The 20,731-nt window shown below is 68.1% G+C and carries 21 protein-coding genes; 9 read left to right on the forward strand and 12 right to left on the reverse strand.

Translation table 11 applies throughout. From position 1 onward, the window contains the following. Positions 1–4: 4 nt before the first annotated feature. The 9 genes from IFE19_RS16505 to hemE all read right to left on the reverse strand — a co-directional run bounded on the left by IFE19_RS16505 (position 5) and on the right by hemE (position 9,481). Positions 5–826 carry a ParA family protein gene (locus IFE19_RS16505; protein ID WP_207824243.1) on the reverse strand — a complete coding sequence of 274 codons (822 nt, stop codon included), beginning with the start codon at positions 824–826 and terminating at the stop codon, positions 5–7. After that, complete coding sequence (rsmG, locus tag IFE19_RS16510; protein WP_207824245.1) at positions 816–1,439, reverse strand: 16S rRNA (guanine(527)-N(7))-methyltransferase RsmG; 624 nt, start codon at positions 1,437–1,439, stop codon at positions 816–818. The genes IFE19_RS16505 and rsmG overlap by 11 nt, the downstream gene beginning before the upstream one ends. Next, positions 1,436–3,331: a tRNA uridine-5-carboxymethylaminomethyl(34) synthesis enzyme MnmG gene (gene mnmG, locus IFE19_RS16515; RefSeq protein ID WP_207824247.1), complete on the reverse strand. Its 1,896-nt coding sequence runs from the start codon at positions 3,329–3,331 to the stop codon at positions 1,436–1,438. The genes rsmG and mnmG overlap by 4 nt, the downstream gene beginning before the upstream one ends. An 81-nt stretch (positions 3,332–3,412) precedes the next feature. Beyond that, positions 3,413–4,735 (reverse strand): tRNA uridine-5-carboxymethylaminomethyl(34) synthesis GTPase MnmE, encoded by a 1,323-nt coding sequence (gene mnmE, locus IFE19_RS16520; RefSeq protein WP_207824248.1) that lies wholly within the window; start codon positions 4,733–4,735, stop codon positions 3,413–3,415. Between the two features lie 4 nt (positions 4,736–4,739). Then, positions 4,740–4,979 carry a DUF6489 family protein gene (locus IFE19_RS16525; RefSeq protein WP_105564219.1) on the reverse strand — a complete coding sequence of 80 codons (240 nt, stop codon included), beginning with the start codon at positions 4,977–4,979 and terminating at the stop codon, positions 4,740–4,742. Positions 4,980–5,061: 82 nt separating this feature from the next. Continuing rightward, complete coding sequence (gene rho, locus IFE19_RS16530; RefSeq protein ID WP_225910316.1) at positions 5,062–6,549, reverse strand: transcription termination factor Rho; 1,488 nt, start codon at positions 6,547–6,549, stop codon at positions 5,062–5,064. 350 nt (positions 6,550–6,899) lie between these two features. Further along, positions 6,900–7,367 (reverse strand): CopD family protein, encoded by a 468-nt coding sequence (locus tag IFE19_RS16535; RefSeq protein ID WP_207824249.1) that lies wholly within the window; start codon positions 7,365–7,367, stop codon positions 6,900–6,902. An 18-nt stretch (positions 7,368–7,385) separates the two neighbouring features. Continuing rightward, positions 7,386–8,450, reverse strand: a complete 1,065-nt coding sequence (gene hemH, locus IFE19_RS16540) for a ferrochelatase (RefSeq protein WP_404822139.1) — start codon at positions 8,448–8,450, stop codon at positions 7,386–7,388. Further along, positions 8,447–9,481, reverse strand: a complete 1,035-nt coding sequence (gene hemE / locus IFE19_RS16545; protein WP_207824250.1) for a uroporphyrinogen decarboxylase — start codon at positions 9,479–9,481, stop codon at positions 8,447–8,449. Before hemE ends, hemH begins: the two co-directional genes overlap by 4 nt. A 521-nt stretch (positions 9,482–10,002) precedes the next feature. Between hemE and IFE19_RS16550 the strand changes: the two genes are divergently transcribed. The 6 genes from IFE19_RS16550 to dnaQ are packed head-to-tail and all read left to right on the forward strand — an operon-like array spanning position 10,003 to position 14,499. Then, positions 10,003–10,875, forward strand: a complete 873-nt coding sequence (locus tag IFE19_RS16550; RefSeq protein WP_207824251.1) for a pyruvate, water dikinase regulatory protein — start codon at positions 10,003–10,005, stop codon at positions 10,873–10,875. Continuing rightward, entirely contained in the window at positions 10,872–11,471 is a 600-nt protein-coding gene (locus IFE19_RS16555; RefSeq protein ID WP_207824252.1) for a Maf family protein, read from the forward strand. Before IFE19_RS16550 ends, IFE19_RS16555 begins: the two co-directional genes overlap by 4 nt. Before the next feature lie 32 nt (positions 11,472–11,503). Next, positions 11,504–12,301, forward strand: coding sequence for a shikimate dehydrogenase (locus IFE19_RS16560; RefSeq protein ID WP_207827706.1), 798 nt, complete (start codon positions 11,504–11,506; stop codon positions 12,299–12,301). Continuing rightward, positions 12,298–12,918, forward strand: a complete 621-nt coding sequence (gene coaE / locus IFE19_RS16565) for a dephospho-CoA kinase (RefSeq protein WP_207824253.1) — start codon at positions 12,298–12,300, stop codon at positions 12,916–12,918. The genes IFE19_RS16560 and coaE overlap by 4 nt, the downstream gene beginning before the upstream one ends. Positions 12,919–12,929: 11 nt before the next feature. Further along, on the forward strand, positions 12,930–13,727 hold the full coding sequence (locus tag IFE19_RS16570) for an aminoglycoside phosphotransferase family protein (protein WP_207824254.1): 798 nt from the start codon (positions 12,930–12,932) through the stop codon (positions 13,725–13,727). Between the two features lie 37 nt (positions 13,728–13,764). Continuing rightward, the gene (gene dnaQ / locus IFE19_RS16575; protein WP_207824256.1) at positions 13,765–14,499 is read left to right on the forward strand and encodes a DNA polymerase III subunit epsilon; all 735 of its coding nucleotides are present in this window, start codon (positions 13,765–13,767) and stop codon (positions 14,497–14,499) included. On the opposite strand, the gene IFE19_RS16580 is transcribed toward dnaQ, so the two are convergent. Then, positions 14,496–14,783, reverse strand: a complete 288-nt coding sequence (locus IFE19_RS16580; protein WP_207824257.1) for a putative quinol monooxygenase — start codon at positions 14,781–14,783, stop codon at positions 14,496–14,498. The genes dnaQ and IFE19_RS16580 overlap by 4 nt on opposite strands. Positions 14,784–14,893: 110 nt before the next feature. Then, positions 14,894–15,412, reverse strand: a complete 519-nt coding sequence (gene secB / locus IFE19_RS16585; protein ID WP_207824258.1) for a protein-export chaperone SecB — start codon at positions 15,410–15,412, stop codon at positions 14,894–14,896. A gap of 227 nt (positions 15,413–15,639) precedes the next feature. Here secB and timA point away from each other — a divergent pair, with 227 nt between their 5' ends. The 3 genes from timA (at position 15,640) to IFE19_RS16600 (ending at position 19,143) form a co-directional block, all read left to right on the forward strand. Beyond that, positions 15,640–16,254: a TIM44-related membrane protein TimA gene (timA, locus tag IFE19_RS16590; RefSeq protein ID WP_225910525.1), complete on the forward strand. Its 615-nt coding sequence runs from the start codon at positions 15,640–15,642 to the stop codon at positions 16,252–16,254. 167 nt (positions 16,255–16,421) lie between these two features. Continuing rightward, entirely contained in the window at positions 16,422–17,363 is a 942-nt protein-coding gene (locus IFE19_RS16595) for an MltA domain-containing protein (RefSeq protein WP_225910317.1), read from the forward strand. A gap of 58 nt (positions 17,364–17,421) precedes the next feature. After that, positions 17,422–19,143 carry an amidohydrolase gene (locus IFE19_RS16600; protein ID WP_207824260.1) on the forward strand — a complete coding sequence of 574 codons (1,722 nt, stop codon included), beginning with the start codon at positions 17,422–17,424 and terminating at the stop codon, positions 19,141–19,143. 7 nt (positions 19,144–19,150) lie between these two features. Here IFE19_RS16600 and IFE19_RS16605 read toward each other — a convergent pair whose 3' ends face one another. Next, positions 19,151–20,668 (reverse strand): helicase HerA-like domain-containing protein, encoded by a 1,518-nt coding sequence (locus IFE19_RS16605; RefSeq protein ID WP_207824261.1) that lies wholly within the window; start codon positions 20,666–20,668, stop codon positions 19,151–19,153. Positions 20,669–20,731 lie beyond the last annotated feature (63 nt).

Raw genomic sequence — 20,731 nt, forward strand, 5'->3', positions numbered from 1 at the left:
CCGATCAGGCGGCGAGCGCCTGTCGACGCTGGCGTTCACGCGCCACAAGCTCGCGCGCCAGCTTCAGATAGGCCTGGCTGCCGGTGCATTTCAGATCATAGATCAGCACCGGCTTGCCGAAGGACGGCGCCTCCGACACCCGCACATTGCGGGGAATGACGCTGTCATAGACCTTGTCGCCGAAGTGGGCGCGCACGTCGGCCGCGACCTGCCCCGACAGGGCGTTGCGGCGGTCGTACATGGTCAGGACCAGGCCTTGGATCTCCAGCGCCGGATTAAGGCTCTGCTTGACCATGTCGATGGTCCGCATCAGCTGGGTCAGGCCCTCCAAGGCGAAGAACTCGCACTGCAGCGGCACCAGAACCGCGTCGGCGGCGGCCATGGCGTTCAGCGTCAACAGGTTCAGCGACGGCGGGCAATCGATCAGGACATAGTCATACCGCGTATGGCCGTTGCCGCCTTGAGCCGCGAGCGCGTCGCGCAGACGATAGGAACGGCGATCCGCCTGGCTCAGCTCGATCTCAACGCCCGACATATCCGCGTCAGCGGGGACGATGAAAAGCCCCGGCACAGAGGTCTCCACCGCCGACAGGTCGATAGGACGGCCATCGACAATAACGTCATAGATCGTCGCTCGACGTGTTTCACGTGGAACACCCAGACCCGTCGAGGCATTGCCCTGCGGGTCCATGTCGACGATCAGCACCTTCTCGCCGATGGCGGCCAGGGCGGTGCCCAGGTTGATGGCGGTCGTGGTCTTGCCCACCCCGCCCTTCTGGTTGGAGACAGCCAGGACTCGGGTCTGTTTCTCGCGATCAGCGGACACGGCGAAGGCTCCGGACAGAAACGATACGGCCGCGCGGGTCGCTGCGCGAGACGGAGAGGTCGCTCCTAAACTGCCAGACCTTGGCCGCCTCTTTCAACTCGGCTTCGGCCTTCTCCCCCTTCAGGAACAGACCTTGTGCACCGTGCTGGAAGTAAGGCTGTGCATAAGCCAGCAGTTTCTCCATCGGAGCCACAGCCCGCGCGGTGACGATGTCGACCTCGACGTCCTGCTCCTCGGCCCGTCCGTTGATCACCGTGGCGGGCAGATCGAGCGCGTCCACCACCTGTTGCAGGAAGCGGCAACGCTTGCCCAGGCTGTCGATCAGCCAGACATGAGCCTCCGGCCGATCCTTCAGCAGGATGGCCAGGACCACGCCGGGGAAGCCCGCGCCGGCCCCCAGATCGGCCCAGGTCAGGGCCTCGGGCGCCAGGGCCAACAGCTGGGCGCTGTCCCAGGCATGGCGGTTCCAGAAGTCAGGAATGCTATCCGGCCCGACCAGGTTCATCACCGCATTGGCCTCGGTCAGCATGGCGAGGAAGCTGGTCAGATCAGCGATCTGGGTTTCACTGGCGCCCGTATGGGCGCGGAAGGCGGCGACGGGGTCCAGGCTCACGCGACAATGGTCTCGACTTCTGCGGCGAGCGAGGTCGCCTTCTTCACATGGGCCAGCAGCGCGGTCAGGGCGCCGGGGGTCATGCCTTCGATCCGGCCCGCCTGCCCCAGGGTCCGGGGCTGGACCATGATCAGCTTTTCGCGGACCTCGTTCGACAGTCCGCCGATGGCGGCGTAGTCCAGCCCCTCGGGCAAGGTCAGCCCCTCCTCCCGACGCAGGGCCTCGGCCTCGGCGGCCTGGCGGTCGAGGTATCCGGCATAGACCGCGTCGATCTCGACCTGCTCGCGCACGGCGGGCGACCAGTCGGCTATCTCGGGCCGAACGGCGACGAACTGATCCAGGGTCACATGAGGGAAAGACAGCAGGTCGCGGATCGACCGACGCTGACCGTCGGCGTTGACGGTGACGCCGAGCGCTCCCGCCTCCTTGGGCGTGAACTGGGTTTCACGTGAAACACGGTTCGCCCGGTCCAACTGGTCGGCCTTATCCAGCCATACCTTGGCACGATCGGCGCCGACGATCCCGGCGTCGATGCCCAGGCCCGTCAGACGCACGTCGGCGTTATCGGCCCGCAGCGTCAGGCGATACTCAGCCCGGCTGGTGAACATCCGATAGGGCTCGGTGACGCCGCGGGTGACCAGGTCGTCGATCATGACCCCGATATAGGCTTGGTCCCGGCCGAGGATGACCGGGTCCGAACCGGCGGCAGCGCGGGCGGCGTTCAGCCCGGCGATCAGGCCTTGCGCCCCTGCTTCCTCATAGCCGGTCGTGCCGTTGATCTGACCCGCCAGATAGAGGCCAGGCCGTTTCTTGACCTCCAGCGCCGGGGTCAGTTCGCGCGGATCGACATAGTCGTATTCGATGGCGTAGCCGAAGCGGAAAACCTCGACAGCCTCCAGACCCGGCATGGTCCGCAGGAAGGCCATCTGCGTCGCGTCCGACACCGAGGTCGAAATGCCGTTGGGATAGACAGTCGGATCGTCCAGACCTTCGGGCTCCAGAAAGACCTGATGGCTGGTCTTGTCGGCGAAGCGCACCACCTTGTCCTCGATCGAAGGGCAGTAACGCGGCCCGCGGCCCGACAGCTTGCCCCCATAGACGGCGCTTTCGCCCAAGTTCTCGGCGATGATGCGGTGGGTTTCTTCGGTCGTATGGGTGATGCCGCAGGCGATCTGGGGGACTTCGATCTTGTCGGTCAGGAAGCTGAAGGGCACGGGCTCGTCGTCCGCCGCCTGCATCTCCAGCTGCTCCCAGGCGATGGTGCGGCCGTCCAGACGCGCGGGCGTGCCCGTCTTCAGACGGCCCATCATCAGGCCCGAGCCATAGAGGTCGGCGGCCAGACCCACGGACGGCGCCTCGCCGAAGCGACCGGCGTTGATGCGTTCCTCGCCGCGATGGATGACGCCATTGAGGAAGGTGCCGGTCGTCAGGACCACGGCCCCTGCGCGCAGCTCGGTCCCCTCGCCCGTGGTCACGCCGGCCACGCGGTGGCCGTTGAGGATCAGGGCCTCGGCCGTGCCGGCCTTCAGGGTCAGGTTCGGCGTCCGGGCCAGTTCGGCCTGCATGGCCTCACGGTACAGACGACGGTCGATCTGGCTGCGCGGGCCGCGCACCGCGGCGCCCTTGGAACGGTTCAACAGACGGAACTGGATGCCCGAGACGTCGGCCAGCCGCCCCATGACGCCGTCCAGGGCGTCGATCTCGCGCACCAGATGGCCCTTGCCCAGACCGCCGATGGCCGGGTTGCAACTCATCTCGCCGACGGTTTCCAGCTTCTGGGTCAGCAGCAGGGTGCGGGCGCCGGCGCGCGCCGAGGCGGCCGCGGCTTCGCAGCCGGCGTGTCCGCCGCCGATAACGATGACGTCGAAGGTCGTGGAAGGGGAGGAAGTCATGGCCGAGGACATAGTCTATCCGGTGTCGGATCGCCACTGGAACGACGCCGATGTTTCACGTGAAACACCGCGGTTCGACGGCTACTTGCCGATACAGAAGGTCGAGAAGACCTCGCCCAGAATGTCCTCGACCCCGATGGCGCCGGTGACGCGGGCCAGGGCGTCCGCCGCTCGGCGCAGGTCATCGCCGGCCATTTCGGGCGCGAGGTCGAGGGCGCGACGGCCCGCCTCGACCGCGGCCAGGGCCTCGACCAGACGACGGCGATGGCGTTCGCGCGTCACCGCCGGGAAGTCGGCGCCGGACAGGTCGCGGGCCAGACGGGCGGCGATCCAGTGATGCAGCTCCGCCAGCCCCTGCCCCGTCGCCGTGCTGACGGTCAGGGCCTCGAGGTCGGACATGGCGTCGACGGCGCCCAGATCAGCCTTGTTCAGGACCTGAAGATCGGACGGATGCATGAAGGCCGAAGCCGGATCTTCGGCGCCCTCTGTTGACGGCGAACGCACCCAGAGGCGCAGGTCTGCGCCCTCGGCGCGCAGACGGGCGCGACGGATGCCCTCCGCCTCCACCACGTCGTCGCTGTCGCGCAGGCCTGCCGTGTCCGACAGGGTGACGGCGTAGCCGCCGATCATGATGTCGGCGTCGAGCACATCCCTCGTCGTGCCGGCGATAGGGGTGACGATGGCCGCCTCACGCGCGACAAGGGCGTTGAACAGCGACGACTTGCCGGCGTTGGTCTCGCCGATCAGGACGATGCGATAACCCTCGCGCACCCGACGTCCACGATCGGAATCGGCCAGAGCCGCATGCAGATCAGTCGCCAGAGCGTCCAGCACCGGCCCGGCGGTGCGGGCCAGATTGTCGGGGACTTCCTCGTCGGGGAAGTCGATCTCGGCCTCGACCAGAGACAGAGCCTTCAGCAGATCGCGGCGGAAACCGGCGTAGGCGGCCGACAGGGCGCCGTCCAGCTGGCCCAGGGCCTGAGCCTTCTGGGCCTCGGTCTCGGCGTCGATCAGGTCGGCCACGGCCTCGGCCTGGGCCAAGTCCATGCGGCCGTTCTGGAAGGCGCGACGGGTGAACTCGCCGGGTTCGGCGGGGCGCACATCAAGGGCGATCAGGGCGCGGCTGGCGGCCTCGATCACGGCGCGGCCGCCGTGCAGATGCAGTTCGGCCGAGTCTTCGCCGGTGTAGGAATGGGGTCCGGGGAAGCGCAGGACCAGGGCCTGATCCACCGTCTCGCCGTCGTGGCGCAGGGTCCGCAGCGAGGCCAGACGCGGCGTCAGCCCCCCTGCCCCCAGAGCGCTCAGGGCCGCGTCCACGCCCGCCCCGGACAGGCGCAGGATGGCGATGGCGCCTCGCCCCGGCGGCGTGGCCAGGGCGAAGATGGTGTCGGCGTTTGAACTCAAGTCTTCAGCCCTTGGGCGCGCCCGTGACGGCGGCTTCCATCAGACGACGGAACTGGTCCTGGGCCTGAACCCCAAAGCTGGTCCAGGTCTTCATCAGCTCGTCGGGCTGCATGGCCGCCATGTTGGCGTCCATCCGCTTCTGCATCTCGGCCACCAGATGATCGTTCAGCGGCGTCACATCCGGCAGGCCGAGGAAGGCCCGCGCCTCGGCCGGGGTGCAGTCGATCTCGATGTTCAGCTTCATAACGCCCTCACTTGTTTCACGTGAAACATGACGGCGCCCCTCAAGCAGCCTCGCGCCGCGCGCGAGGCGCTAGGGGCCCCAATCAGGTATTCATGGACTGGAAGAAGTCGCCGTTGTTCTTGGACTGGCGCAGCTTGTCGAGCAGGAACTCGATCGCGTCTTGCGGGCCCATCGGGTTGAGGATGCGGCGCAGGACGTAGGTCTTGGCCAGTTGATCCTTCGGCGTGATGAGGTCTTCCTTGCGGGTGCCGGACTTGAGCACGTCGATGGCCGGGAAGATGCGCTTGTCGGCGACCTTGCGGTCCAGCACGATTTCCGAGTTGCCGGTGCCCTTGAACTCTTCGAAGATGACCTCGTCCATGCGGCTGCCGGTGTCGATCAGGGCCGTGGCGATGATGGTCAGCGAACCGCCCTGCTCCACATTACGCGCGGCGCCGAAGAAGCGCTTGGGTCGTTGCAGGGCGTTGGCGTCGACGCCGCCGGTCAGCACCTTGCCCGACGACGGGACAGTGGCGTTGTAGGCGCGGCCCAGACGGGTGATGGAGTCCAGCAGGATGACCACGTCCTTTTTGTGCTCGACCAGACGCTTGGCCTTCTCGATCACCATCTCGGCGACGGCGACGTGGCGGGTGGCGGGCTCGTCGAAGGTCGAGGCGACGACCTCGCCCTTCACCGTGCGCTGCATGTCGGTGACTTCTTCGGGGCGCTCGTCGATCAGCAGAACGATCAGGAAGACTTCCGGATGGTTCTTCTCGATCGACTTGGCGATGTTCTGCAGCATGACCGTCTTACCCACGCGCGGCGGGGCGACGATCAGGCAGCGCTGGCCCTTGCCCAGCGGGGCGACGATGTCGATGACCCGGCCCGAGCGGTCCTTCAGCGTCGGGTCCTGGATCTCCATGTGCAGCCGCTCTTCGGGATAGAGCGGCGTCAGGTTGTCGAACAGGACCTTGGTCTTGACCATCTCCGGGTCTTCGAAGTTGATCGTGTCGACCTTGAGCAGGGCGAAGTAGCGCTCGCCCTCGCGCGGGCCGCGCACGGCGCCGTGCACCGTATCGCCCGAACGCAGGCCGAAGCGGCGGATCTGCGACGGCGAGACATAGACGTCGTCCGGGCCCGGCAGGTAGTTGGCGTCGGGACTCCGCAGGAAGCCGAAGCCGTCCGGCAGGATCTCCAGCACGCCCGAGGCGATGATCTCGACCTCTTCGTCGGCCAGGGTCTTCAGGATGGCGAACAGCAGGTCCTGCTTGCGCAGGTTGCCGGCGTTCTCGATGTCCAGACCCTCGGCGAAGGCGACCAGGTCTTCCGGCGTCTTCTCGTTCAGTTCCTGCAGGGTGATGCGGCCGTTGGGGACGATCGGCTCGCCGTCCTCGTCCTCATCGTCGGCCGTGGTGTCGACGCCGGTGTCATCGTTGACGATTTCGGCGGCGACTTCGATCTCGATTTCGGGTTCCGGCGCGGCCTCGACGGGGGCGCGCGATCCACCCAGGGTCAGGGTCTTGCGTGGACGTTCCGTAACAATTTCAACGACTTCCGAGGACTGGTCGTTGTTTTCAGGGGTGTCGGTCATGGCGTGCTCGCTCACGCGCTCGGACGCGAAGAGGCGTCGAGGGCGGTTTCGTCTGTCGATGTCGCGGCCTTGCGGCCAGAGGGAGGGCGACGGGCTCCCGCAGGATCGATCCGGCAGGCGTCGCAAGAAGAGAGGGACCGCCCTGCCGATCACAATGGGATCACGCCGAATGGTTCGCTTTCAGCGGAACCACGAATGACCGGGCGCCGTCAAGCAAGGCCATTCTTTTTGGCCGCGGTCAAAAGACTCCGCCTTGACTGCTTCGCGCCGCCCTATGGGTTTCGACCCGACGCGGCCTGGCGCTTCGCGCGCTCAAGCAGCAAGCGGCCGCGTCGCGAGCGATAGCGCCCCTAGAATGTCCACTCCAGCGTCACGGAGAGCACCATGACGATCGCCAGCAGGAAGGGGATCTCGTTGGTCATGCGCCAGAAGCGGCCCGAGTATTTCGACGTGCCGGCGGCGATCTTCTTCCTCTGACCGGCCAGGAAGCCGTGCCAGGCGGCCAGCAGGAAGACGCCGGTCAGCTTGGTCACCATCCAGGGTTGGTGGGCGAAGCTCCAGTCGGCACCCTCGCCGCTGCGCAGCCACAACAGCCAGCCGCCGAAGATAAAGGCCAGGATCATGGCCGGATTGATGATGATGCGCAGCAGACGCGTCTGCCACAGACGCAGCAAGGCCTGCATTTCGCTCCGCAAAGGCTCGGGCTTGGCGTTCTGCTCGGCGTCATAGGCGAACAGGCGCGGCAGGAAGAGCATGCCGGCCATCCAGGCGATCACCGCCAGGATATGAAGCCCACGGGCCAGATTATAGTAGTCCATGAGGTCCCCCTCGACCGGTCAGGCCGCCTTTGAACAACCGCCGGGACAGGCTTTCAAGTGGGCGCATGGTCCACCCTTGGACGCGCCCTGCGGCGCCACGCCGGACGTCTCCAGCGCCGCCTCGACGGCTTTCGCCAGTCCAGCGATGAAGGCCGGCTCCACGCCCACGGCGGGCGCCCGCAGATAGGGGGCGCAACCGACCTGTTCAGCCAGTTCGGCGTATTCGTGATCCAGCTCGACCAGGGTCTCGATATGCTCGGAGACGAAGGCGATGGGCACGACCACGGCGCCGACGCCGTCTCGGCCCGCCTGTTCCACAGCCTCAGGCGTCGACGGCCCCAGCCATTTCAGCGGCCCGACCCGGCTCTGATAGCAGATGGCCCAGTCGGTCAGGCCCATGCGGGCGATGACGGCGGCGACCGTGGCCTCGACCTGGGCCTGATAGGGGTCCCCGGCGGCGACCAGCTTTTCCGGGATGCCGTGGGCCGAGAACAGCACGCGCACCGGCCGGCCTTCGGCCTGGTCCATGGTCTCGCGGATCAGGCGGACCTGAGCCTCGATCAGGCCTTCTGCGTCGGGATAGCAGCAGACGGCGTGGACCTCGCCCGGCCCCTTGTAGGCCTCGCGCCAGGCCTTGAGCGAGGAGGCCGTCGTGGTGGTCGAGAACTGCGGATAGAGGGGCAGAAGCACCACATGGTCGGGCTGGAACTCAGCCACCGCCCGCGCCGTGTCCTCGGTCAGGGGATGCCAGTAGCGCATGGCGATGAAGACCTCGGTCTCGTCCCCCGGCGCCGCCTCGGCCAGGGCTTCGGACAGAGCCGCCGCCTGCTTCAGCGTCTCGGGCAGCAGGGGCGAACCTCCGCCCATCCGCGCATAATTGGCCTGGGCCGACTTCTCACGCCGCGACGAGATCAACCGGGCCAGAGGCGTGCGGACGATGCCCGGCAGACCGATGATGGCCGGGTCGTTGAACAGGTTGAACAGGAAGGGTTTGACCGCGTCCGGCCCATCCGGCCCGCCGAGATTGGTCAGCACCACGGCCACGCGCCGATTGGGACGACGGGTCTCGGCGGTCATGGTCATTGAGCGCCGATCCGGCGAAGGACCTGCTCGACGTGCGCGATCGGCACATCCGGGAGGATGCCGTGACCCAGGTTGAAGATCCACGGCCGCTGGCCCCAGGCCTCCATCAGTTGATCAACGCGACAATCCAGAGCCGGGCCGCCTGCGCGCAGCAACAGAGGATCGAGCGCGCCCTGGATCGGCTTTATGGCCTGAACCCGTTGACCGACTTTCAGAGGACAGGCGGTGTCCAGCGCCACGGCCTGGACGTCGCACTCCGCCGCATAACGCTCTGCAAGCGCCGCAGAGCCCCTTGGGAAGCCAATGAGGGGTACGGTGACGCCCAGGGCCCGGGCGCGGGCCACAAGCGCTTGGTGAGGCTTCAGGACCAGGGTTTCGAACAGATCGTCGGGCAGGCCCTCAGCCCAGCTCTCGAAGATCTTGAGCACCTGGGCGCCGGCGTCCTGCTGCATCTTCAGATAATGGGCGGTGGCCTCGACCAGGACCTCCAGAAGGGCCGCGACCTTTTCCGGTTCGGCATAGGCGTAGGTACGAGCGGCGGCGCGTTCGCCCTTCATGATGGTGCGGGCTTCGCCGTCCAGCATATAGGTGGCCACCGTCCAGGGCGCGCCAGCGAACCCGATCAGAGCCTTGGATGGGTCCAGTTCAGCGCGCACCAGGCTGAGGGTCTGGCCCACCGACTTCAGGGCCTCCCCCGCCCCGGAGGCCAGCTCCCGCATCGACTCCACCGACGGCAGGGCGCCAAGGCGCGGGCCTTCGCCGGCTTCGAACCAGACCTTTTGTCCCAAGGCGCCCGGGATCAGCAGGATGTCGGCGAAGACGATGGCGGCGTCGAAGCCGAACCGGCGCATCGGCTGAAGCGTGGCCTCGGCCGCCATCTCCGGGTTCATGCAGAAGGCGATGAAGTCCGGCGCCTTGGCCCGCAGCTCGCGGTACTCCGGCAGGTAGCGCCCCGCCTGACGCATGAACCACACGGGCGGACGGGTCGTAGTCTGGCCTTGGAGAGCCTGGATCAGGAGAGGAGTGCTCATGCCTTGGGCTTTAGGATGCACACCCCCAAGCCTCAATCCCTATTCAGATTTAAGAATTGAAAGAAATTGGAGGTTGGAAGCAGGGGGCTGGAACGCGGGGATAGAATCCGGTCGTACCGTCCATCGACAGACTTCTCCCCGATTTCTGGCGAATGAATCGGGTGACCCTGGTCATGGTATGTTGATTGCGGGGATAACCCGCTTTGAGTCCGCTGTGACGGGAGTCCGATCTGGGCGCCGTTGTGGGAAAGGCGCCGGGCGCCAATTCTGGACAAGGCGCCTTATCCCCTGGTGAGGATAGAAATTCGGCGCCTGTATGAATGACTCCAGGCGCCGTTCGGCCATCGGCGCCCGTGATCCCCGCTCGCGACCGGCGTCGGAGCTTGCTAGAGGATTCGGCGCCCAATCGGCGCCCTGGCGGCGCCCAGGCGATGTCGAACGGCGCCCAGGCTTTTGCACAGGTCTTCGGGGACAGAGTCAGAGCCTATCCGGGCGAGAAGGATGAGGAGACGATCAGAGCCATGAGCCCCGCCCGCCCGTCGTCGCGTCTCGCCACCTATTTCCATGTCCATCTGGTCTCGGATTCGACCGGTGAGACCCTGAACGCCATGGCCAAGGCCGTGATCGCCCGTTTCGACGGCGTCATTCCCATCGAGCACATCTATGCCCTGGTTCGCTCGCCCCGGCAGATGGAGCGGGTTCTGGAAGAGGTGGCCGGGGCGCCGGGCGTGGTCCTGCACACCCTGGTCGACCGCGAACTGCGCGAACAGCTGGAGGAGGGCTGTCGCCGGCTGCAGACGCCGCAGATCGGCGCGCTGGACCCGCTGGTCGGGGCCTTGTCGGGCTATCTGGGGACCAATATCTCGACCCGCGTGGGGGCCCAGCACGCCCTGGACCACGGCTATTTCAACCGCATCGGCGCCCTGGACTTCGCCATCGCCCACGACGACGGCCAGGGCACGCTGGAGCAGCTGGAGCATGCCGATGTGGTCCTGTGCGGCGTTAGTCGGACCTCTAAGACCCCGACCTGCATCTATCTGGCCAACCGCGGCATCCGCGCCGCCAATGTCCCCCTGGTGCCGGGTCAGGAAGACGGAGAGCGGCTGACCCGGCTCAAGAACCCCCTGGTCGTGGGTCTGACCGTCTCGCCGGACCGTCTGGTGCAGATCCGCCGTAATCGGCTGGAGGGGCTGAACGCCGCGCGGGCCTCTGACTATGTCGATCATGACGCGGTGCGCGATGAGACGGTCAAGGCGCGGCGCGCCTTCGAACGGCGCGGCTGGCCGACCATCGACGTGACCCGTCGCTCGGTCGAGGAGACCGCGGCCGCCATCATCAACCTGCTGAGCGAGCGGCGCAGCCGTCGCCAGGACACCCCCGGAGCTTCTGCGTGACGACGACCGACGGCGAACGCCTGATCCTGGCCTCGAAAAGCGCAGCGCGGCGGGCCGTTCTGACCGATGCGGGCGTGCCCTTTTCCGTCCACGTAGCCGACGTGGACGAGGATGCGCTGAAGACGCCGGGCGTCGATCCCGTCGAGCTGGCGGTCGAACTGGCGCGGGCCAAGGCCCTGGCGGTGTCGCGCCATGACGCCGAGGCCTGGGTCCTGGGCGCCGATCAGACCCTGGCCTTCGACGGCGGCCTGGTCTCCAAGGCCCCGACGCTGGCGGCGGCGCGCGAGCGCCTGATGGCCATGCGCGGCCGCACCCATCAGCTGCATTCCGGCGCGGCCCTGGCTCGCAATGGTCAGGTGGTCTGGTCTGGCGTGGACACGGTCGAGATGAAGATGCGCGACTTCTCCGACGCCTTCCTCGACGCCTATTTGGCCGCCGAGGGCGAGGCCCTGCTGGCCTGCGTCGGTTCCTACCGGCTGGAAGGCCTGGGGTCTCAGCTGTTCGAGGCGGTCGAGGGCGACTATTTCACCGTGCTCGGCCTGCCCCTGTGGCCGGTCCTGGCCGAACTGCGCCGCGCCGGGGTGATTGTCTCGTGAACCCCTCCCCTAACCGCATCACCGGCGCCGCCATGCTGGCGGGCATCGCCGGCCAGCCGGTGGCTCATTCGCTCAGTCCGGTGATCCATAACGCCTGGCTTCAGGCTGGCGACATCGACGGCGCCTATATGCCGTTTGCGCCCCAGGACGCCGCCGGGTTCGACGCCCTGATTGCGGCCGGCCGGGCCGGTCTGGTTCAGGGCCTCAACGTTACCGCCCCCTTCAAGGAACAGGCCTTCGCCCTGGCCGACGAGGCCAGCGGCGCCGCCAAGGCCACCGGCTCAGCCAATATCCTGGTGTTCGAGGACGGCCGCGTGCGCGCCGACAGCTCCGACGGCGTGGGCGTTCTTTATGCTCTGGCCGAACAGGCGCCGGCGTTGAACCTGACAGGCGCCGTCGTGGTCATGCTGGGCGCGGGCGGCGCCGCGCGCGCCGGCGCGGGCGCCCTGATCGAGGCCGGGGCGGCCATCCGCATCCTCAATCGGTCGCGCGACCGAGCCGAGGCCCTGGCTACCGACCTGGGCCCGTCGGTCAGCGTCGCCGACGAGGCCGCTCTGGCAGAGGCCGATCTGGTCATCAACGCGCTCAGCGTTCCGCCGGCCATCGACCTGTCGGCGCTGAAGCCGACCGCCGTGGTTATGGACATGACCTACAAGCCCGTGGTCACCGCCTTCCTGGCCGCCGCCCGAGCGCGCGGCCTGACCACGGTCGATGGTCTGGCCATGCTGATCGGCCAGGCGGCGCCCTCCTTCACCGCCCTGTTCCGTCGTCCGCCTCCGCCTTTGGACCTGCGCGCCCTGCTGCTGGCCCATCTGGGAGAGGGCGCGTGATCATCCTCGGCCTGACCGGCTCGATCGGCATGGGCAAGTCGACGACGGGGCGGATGTTCGCCGACGAAGGCGCCTTGGTCTGGGACGCCGACGCCGCCGTGCATCGTCTCTATGCGCGCGGCGGGGCGGCGGTTGAACCCTTGGGCGAGGCCTTCCCCGGCGTGATTGTCGACGGCGCAGTTGACCGCACGCGGCTGGCGGGGGTCCTGGGTCGTGACGAAGACGCCTTCAAACACCTTGAAGCCATCGTCCATCCGCTGGTGGCGCAGGACCGGGCCGAGGATCTGGCGGCGGCGCGGGCCGAAGGGGTGCGTCTGGCGGTCCTCGACATCCCCCTGCTGTTCGAGACCGGCGGCGACCAGTTCGTGGACGCCGTGGTCGTGGTCACCGCCGATCCCGAGGTTCAGGCCGCGCGTGTCCTGGACCGCCCCGGCATGACCCGCGACCGCTTCGAGGCCATTCTGGCGCGCCAGACCCCCGACGCCGAGAAACGCCGCCGCGCCGACTTTCTGGTCGATACCGGTCGAGGGCTGGACGCCGCGCGTGATCAGGTGCGTCAGATCGTCGAGACGGTTCTGTCGCCGGGCTGGAGCAAGCCTGTGCGCGCCGGGTCATGAGGCCGCCGGGCTTGCCGACAGCCTGGGCGGTCATCGAGGCCGCGTCTCTGGCGGACGGAATCGGCGGCCAGGTCTGGCGGGCGCGTCGCCTGAGCGGCGAACCGGTCGTGATCAAGCGTGTCAGTGCTCAGGCGGCGGCGGACGCGGCCCACGCCATAGCCTATCTGGACTGGCGCGAGGGACAGGGCGCCGCGCGATTGCTGGCCGTCGACGGCGATTGGCAGATGCAGGAGGACGCCGGCGAGCGGACCCTGACCCATGTTCTGGAGCAGGAGGGGGACGCCGCCGCGACCCTCATCGCCGCCGAGGTGCTGGGGGTTCTGCACGCCCCCTCGGGTCGCCGCGCCGAGGGCCTGCAGACCATGACGGATCGGTTCGCCGCCCTGACGGCGGCGGCCCGGTCGGAAGGGGGCTTGTTCGCTGAGGCCGACGCCTGGCTGAAGACCCTTGCGAGTGGGCCGGTTCAACCGCTGCATGGCGATCTGCATCACGACAACATCCTGTTCGGCGCGCGAGGCTGGTTGGCCATCGATCCGCACGGGGTTCTGGGCGACCCGGCCTATGACGCGGCCAACCTGCTCTACAATCCGCTGGATCGTCAGGATCTGCGGACGGACCCCGCACGGGCGCGGCGTCTGGCCGAGGTTCTGGCCCCGGCGGTCCAGCGGCCGGTTGCGGCGGTTCTCGGCTATGGCTTCTGTCACGCCTGCCTGTCGGCGGCCTGGCATCTGGAAGACGGCGACGTCGCCGAAGCCGAACGCAGCCTGGCCACGGCGCGGGCCATCCAGGCGGCCCTGAAACAGGCTTGAGCCTTTCACAAGGGGCCGAAGATCGGCATTAAGGGGCATGGCCCGCGAAATCGTTCTCGACACTGAAACCACCGGCTTCGATCCCAAGACGGGCGACCGTCTGATCGAGGTCGGCTGCATCGAGATCCACGACCTGCTGCCGACCGGCCGGACCTTTCACCGCCTGGTCAATCCCGAGCGTCTGATCCCGCCGGACGCCATCCGGGTGCACGGCATCACCGATGACCACGTCAAAAACGCGCCCAAGTTCCACGAGATCGCCGCCGACCTGCTGGAGTTCATCGGCGACGCCCCCCTGATCGCGCACAACGCCAACTTCGACCGCAACTTCATCGATTTCGAGTACAGCCGTATCGGCCAGGCCCCGCCGCCGCAGGAGCGCTGGATCGACACCTTGCAGCTGGCGCAGAAGCGGTTTCCGGGCATGCCCAACTCGCTGGACGCCCTGTGCAAGCGCTTCAAGATCTCGCTGGTCGACCGCACCCTGCACGGCGCCCTGATCGACTCGCGCCTGCTGGCCGAGGTCTATCTGGAGCTGCGCGGGGGCAAGGAAAGAGCGCTGGACCTGACCACGGCCCGCAGCCCGCAGGCCATGGCGGCGGCCGCTTCGGTCAGCCATGGGGCGCGGCCCAATCCCCTGCCCTTCCGCTCGACCGAGGCGGAACAGGCGGCGCATCTGGCCTTCCTGAAATCGACATTGAAGGACCACAGCCTTTGGGCCGGTTATGGCGTGACCATCGAGGTCGAAGCCAAGGATGAGGCCGCGGCCTAGAAGGCGGCGTCCATCAGGGTGTAGGTCCCGGGCTTGCTCTGAAAGGCGTCGATCTGCGGGACCAGACGGCGGAAATGCTCACTGGCGCAGTGGGCGTCCAGCGCGGCCTGATCGGGCCATTCCTCGATGAAGACGAAGTGGCCGGGCTGGCGCTGATCCGTGAACAGGTCATAGGCCAGGCACTGCGGTTCCTCGCGCGTCAGGCGCACCAGTTCGCGATAGAGGGGCATGACCGCCTCGACGTGTTCGGGCCTGATGAAGTCCTCGGCGATGACCTTCAGCATCACGGTCCTCTTTCCGCATAAAAAAGGGGACGCCCCTTCGGACGCCCCCTCCCAATCTTCCGCTCAAGCAGCGAGGCGCCGCGCGCCTCGCGATAGCGGTCTCTCTTGAATTATGCCTGACCGGCGTCGGCGGGACCGCTGGCGATCTGCTGCTGGCGGGCGACGTAGATGGCGGCGAAGTCGATCGGGTCGACCATGAAGGGCGGGTAGAAGCCGCCGTCCGAGGTGGCCTGGGCGATGATCTGGCGCGCGAAGGGGAAGAGGTAGCGCGGGCACTCGATCAGCAGCAGGGGTTCGATGTCCTGGGGCGAGACGCCGCTCAGGGCGAACAGGCCGCCGTAGACGAGTTCCACGTGAAACACGGCGTTCTTGTCGTCGCCGGTCGCCTTGACCGACAGCTTCAGGTCGACTTCGAACAGGCCGTCGGGACGACCGGCGGCGTTCATCTCCACGCCCATGTCGATGGCGGGCTTGCCCTCGATGCGCAGGCTTTCCGGCGCGCGCGGGTTCTCGAAGGACAGGTCGCGGACATACTGGGCCAGGATGCGGAAGCCGGGACCGGCGGGTTGGCCCTGGACTTCCATGGGCTCGGTCTGGCCGTTGTCGGCGGGGGCGGTGGCGTCGGTCATGAAGGAATAAGCCGTCAGTCTGAAATCAAGGGACGCCGGACCGCTCCGGGCCCGGGATGAAGGGTCCGCGACTACCACGGCGAGGCTATTGGCCGCAACGGCGAGACCCGCGTTCTGAACCCGCCTCGGCTTGCGCCCGGCGGGAACGCCCCCTAATCCTCAGGACAACAGATGCGCGCCCGTCGATCCCCCCTTGGGCGCGCGCCAATCAGGTGAAGCCCGTGCCCATCCAATTCCAGATCGTCATGTTCGCCATCGTCGCCGCGGTGCTGCTGTTCATGCTCTACAACGTCCTGGGCAAGAAGGTCGGACGGCAGCCGCAGGAAGACGCCCGCCTGGCCCCGGCCGCGTCCGTCGCCGGCCAGGCGCCGGTTCCGGCCGCGCCTGGCATGGACGCGGCCACCGCCGCCGCCGTCGCGGGTCTCAAGGCCCGTGATCCGGCCTTTGATCCGGCTCGTTTCCTGGAGGGCGCGCGCCAGGCCTATGAAACCATCGTGCGCGGCTACGCCTCGGGTGATCGTGAAGCGCTTCGTCCCCTGCTGACCCCCTCGGTCATGTCCTCGTTCGAGGCGGGCATCGCCGCCCGCGAAGCACGCGGGGAGCGCGAGCAGACCGAGTTCCTGCACGCCCCGCGCGCGGATCTGGAGCTGGCCACGGTCAGGGACGACCGCGCCGTGGCCAAGGTCCGCTTCCTGGCCGAGATGCGCAGCATCGTCACTCCGGCCGAGGGCGAGGCCTCGACCGACGAACGCCGGACAGCGGAATTGTGGACCTTTGAACGTGTCCTGGGCGCCGCCGACCCCAACTGGGCCCTGGCCCGCGTCGAGCCGGCCAGCGCCTGATGGGGGCCGCCGCGCCGCTCGCCCCTCCGTTCGACCGGGCGGGCGCGGCCCGGGCGGGCGTTCTATCTCTGCTATTGTTCGTAGCGGCCTGCGCTTCGACCCCGTCGGTCGTTCCGCCGGTGACGCCCGGACCGGGTCCGGTTTCACCGCCGACCCCGGTCGAGGGGATGAGCCTGACCGCCCTGCCCGGCTGGGCCGAAGAGGATCATCTGGCCGCCTTCAGCGCCTATGTCGCCGGCTGCATCCGCGCCCGGGGCGGGGCGGCCGAGACCGTCTGCGCCCGCGCCCGCGACTTGGCCGCGCGGCGCGTGACGCCCAGCGACGCCCGCGCCTTCCTCGAGACGAACTTCGTCGCCAGCGAGGCCCGTACCGATGACGGCCGCACCGGTCTGTTGACCGCCTATTTCGCGCCGGAATATCCAGCCCGCCGCGCGCCTGACAACGAGTTCGACGCCCCGGTCCTCAGTCGTCCGGCCAATCTGTCCGAGGTCGGCGACCGCGCCGCCATCGAGGCGGGATCGGCGCAGTCCCAGGCCCTGGCCTGGATGCGGGCCGAGGATCTCTTCTTCCTGCAGATCCAGGGGTCGGGGACCCTGACCTTCCCCGATGGGGCCCGTCTGCGCGCCGCCTACGCCGCCGACAACGGCAAACCCTTCGTCGGCATCGCCCGGCCCATGGCCGAACGCGGCCTGCTGCCGACCAACGGCACCTCGGGCGACGCCATTCGCGGCTGGCTGTCGGCTCATCGCGGGGCCGAGGCGCGCGAGGTCATGGCCCTGAATCCGCGCTACATCTTCTTCGGGGTCAGTCCCGACGACGGCAAGGAGGCGACCGGCGCCGCCGGAGTCCCTCTGCCCGCCCGTCGGTCCGTGGCCGTGGACCCGTCGCGCTGGACCTATGGCGAGGCCGTCTGGATCGAGGCCGACGGCGGCAATCTCATCGGGGCCAGGGCCAGCTATCGCGGCCTGGTCATGGCGCTGGACACCGGTTCGGCTATCCGCGGCCCCGTCCGCGCCGACCTTTACATCGGCCGCGGCGACGCGGCGGGCGCCGAAGCGGGCGCGGTGCGCCATCCGCTGAGGATGTGGCGACTGACGCCGAGGGACTGAGGAACGTCCGGGCTTTTCCAGGGATTGAACCATCAGGCTTCAGCACAGGTGGATGGGCATGAAATTCTTGGCTCTGGATCGGGTGGATCGGCGACTTTTCATGGCCGGGGTGGCGGCGGGCGGCCTGGCGATCGGCGGTGGCAGGCGCGCCGATGTGACCATTTTCCACGGCGGGCCTATCCGCACCATGGAGGATGCGCGCCCGGCGGCGGAAGCCGTGGCCGCACGTGGGGGCGTCATCATTGCCGTCGGAACCCTGGAGCAGGTCGAGGCTGTGGCCGGGCGCGGCGCGCGGCGGGTCGATCTGCAGGGGCGAACCCTTCTGCCGGGCTTCTTTGATCCTCATGGCCATGTCGCCATGGTCGGGTTGCAGGCGCGATACGCCAATCTCCTGCCGGCGCCGGACGGCGAGGGCAACGATATCCCCGCCCTGCAGCGGATCACGCGCGACTGGATGACCCGACATGAGGCTCTGGTGCGTGACACGGGCCTGGTCATTGGCTTCGGCTATGACGATTCCCAGTTGAACGAGCGACGCCATCCCACGCGGGATGATCTGGACGCCGTTTCCGACGCCGTCCCCATCCTGTTCATGCATCAGTCGGGCCATCTGGGCGTCGCCAATACGGCGGCTCTGGAGGCGGCGCGGGTCAATGCCGAGACCTCCGATCCGGATGGCGGCGTTTTCCGTCGCCGCGACGGCTCGCGCGAGCCGAACGGGGTGATGGAGGAAACGGCCCTGTTCGCCGTCATGGGCGCTCTGTTCACCCGCCTGGACGCCGAGGCCAACCGGCAGATGATCGTCGAGGGCGCGCGTTTCTACGCCCGCTTCGGCTATACGACGGCCCAGGACGGACGCTCATCGACCGAGACCTGTCGCATGATCGGGGACCTGGCCCAGGCGGGCGCCCTGCCGATCGACATCCTGTCCTTCCCGGACATCCTGACCTCGACCGATGTGATGGCCACGTCGCTGTATCGACGGAATTACGAGGGGCGCTACCGGGTCGGCGGGGTCAAGCTGACGCTGGACGGTTCGCCTCAGGCCAAGACCGCCTGGCTGTCGCAGCCCTATTTCATTCCGCCCGAGGGCCAGCCCGCCTCTTGGCGGGGCTATCCTGCGGTGACGGAGCAGCAGGCGCTGGACGCCGTCGACCTGGCCTTCAGGAACGATTGGCAGATCGAGGTCCACGCCAATGGCGACGCCGCCGTCGACTTGCTGATCGCCGCCGTCCGCGAGGCCAGCCGAAAACATGGGGCCAGGGATCGTCGCCCGGTGCTGATCCATGGCCAGACCACGCGACTGGACCAGCTTGATGATCTGAAGGCCCTGGGGATCGTCCCTTCCTTCTTCCCCATGCACACCTTTTACTGGGGCGACTGGCATCGGGATTCGGTGCTGGGCCCGCGCCGCGCGGAGGTAATCTCGCCCTGTGGATCGGCGTGGCGGCGGGGCATGCGCTTCACCAGCCATCATGACGCTCCGGTGGCCAATCCTGACGCCCTGAGGGTGTTGTCGGCGACGGTGACCCGCCGCACCCGGTCGGGCGACATTCTCGGCCCTGACGAGCGGGTTCCGGTCGAGATCGCCCTGAAGGCCATGACCCTGTGGGCCGCCTGGCAGCATTACGAGGACGATCGCAAGGGCTCGCTCGCGGTCGGCAAGCTGGCGGATCTGGTCCTGCTGGATCAGGACCCGGTGACCATCGATCCCGGCCGTCTGGCCGGGATCAGGGTCTCCGAGGTTTACAAGGAAGGCCGCCCGGTCGATCTGGGCTGACCCGCCCCTACCGCCGCTTCAGACTGCCCAGGACACCGCGCAGCAGTTCGCGGGTGATGGTCGAACCGGCGGTGCGCAGGACGGACTTGGTCAGGGCTTCCATCGGCGTCTGACGACTGGAGGCGCGAGGGCGGGGTGCTGCGCGTTCGCGCGCCGGGGCGGGCGCGGACCGGGCGGCCTTTTCCGCCGCCTTGGCCTGAGCTTCGGCGGCGGCGGTCTCGGCCTCGATGCGGTCGGCCTGGGCGCGGCGGGCCTTCAGGACCTCCTCGGCGGACTCGCGGTTGACGGCGGTGTCATAGGTTCCCCGCACCGGGCTGGCGGCCATGACGGCGGCGCGTTCGGCGTCGGTGGCGGGGCCCAGGCGCGAGTCCGGCGGGCGGATCTTCGTCTGGGCCACCACGGTCGGGGCGCCCTTGTCGTCCAGGGTCGAGACCAGGGCCTCGCCCACCCCCAAAGCTTGGATGGCCTCGGCGGTGTCGAAGGCGGGGTTGGTGCGGAAGCTCTGGGCGGCGGCGCGCAGGCCCTTCTGCTCGGCGGGGGTGTAGGCGCGCAGGGCGTGCTGCACCCGGTTGCCCAGCTGGGCCAGGACGGTGTCGGGGATGTCGGCCGGGTTCTGGGTGACGAAATAGACGCCGACCCCCTTGGAGCGGATCAGGCGCACCACCTGCTCCACCTTCTCCAGCAGGCCCTTGGGCGCGTCGTTGAACAGCAGGTGCGCCTCGTCGAAGAAGAAGACCAGCCGCGGCTTCTCCGGGTCGCCGATCTCGGGCAGCTGCTCGAACAGCTCCGACAGCAGCCACAGCAGGAAGGCGGCGTACAGGCGCGGGCTGTTCATCAGCCGGGTGGAATCCAGCACATTGACCTGGCCCCGCCCGTCCAGCGAGGTCCGCATCATGTCTTCCAGCCGCAGGGCCGGCTCGCCGAAGAAGGCGTCGCCGCCCTGTTGCTCCAGCTGCAGCAGGGCGCGCTGGATAGCGGCGATCGAGGTGGGCGAGACGTTTCCGACCTCGCGGCCGATGGTCTGGGCGTTCTCGCCGACATAGGCCAGCAGCGCGCGCAGGTCCTCGAGGTCCAGCAGAAGCAGGCCCTCCTTGTCGGCGACATGGAAGGCGACGGTCAGCACGCCTTCCTGCACGTCGTTCAGCTCCAGCATCCGGGCCAGCAGGGTCGGACCGACGTCGGACACGGTGGCGCGGATCGGGTGGCCCTTCTGGCCGTAAAGGTCCCAGAAGACGACGGGGGCCGCCTTGCCGGTCAGGGTCAGGCCCATCTTGCCGGCGCGCTCGCCGAACTTGGCGGTGTCGCCCGCCTGGCTGATGCCTGACAGGTCGCCCTTCACATCGGCGCAGAAGACCGGGACGCCCGCGTCGGAAAAGCCCTGGGCCATGATCTGCAGGGTCACTGTCTTGCCGGTGCCGGTGGCGCCGGCCACCACCCCGTGACGGTTGGCGCGCTTGAACAGCAGGTTTTCTGCGGCGCCCTCGAAGGACTGGCCGAGGAAGAGGGCGGCGGGATTGTCGGTCATTCGGGGCGGTCTCCTGCGTCTGGGCGCATGGTTATCCGACCCGGCCGGGGCCGCAAGGCGGAA

This window comes from Brevundimonas pondensis, assembly GCF_017487345.1.
GTDB lineage: Bacteria > Pseudomonadota > Alphaproteobacteria > Caulobacterales > Caulobacteraceae > Brevundimonas > Brevundimonas pondensis.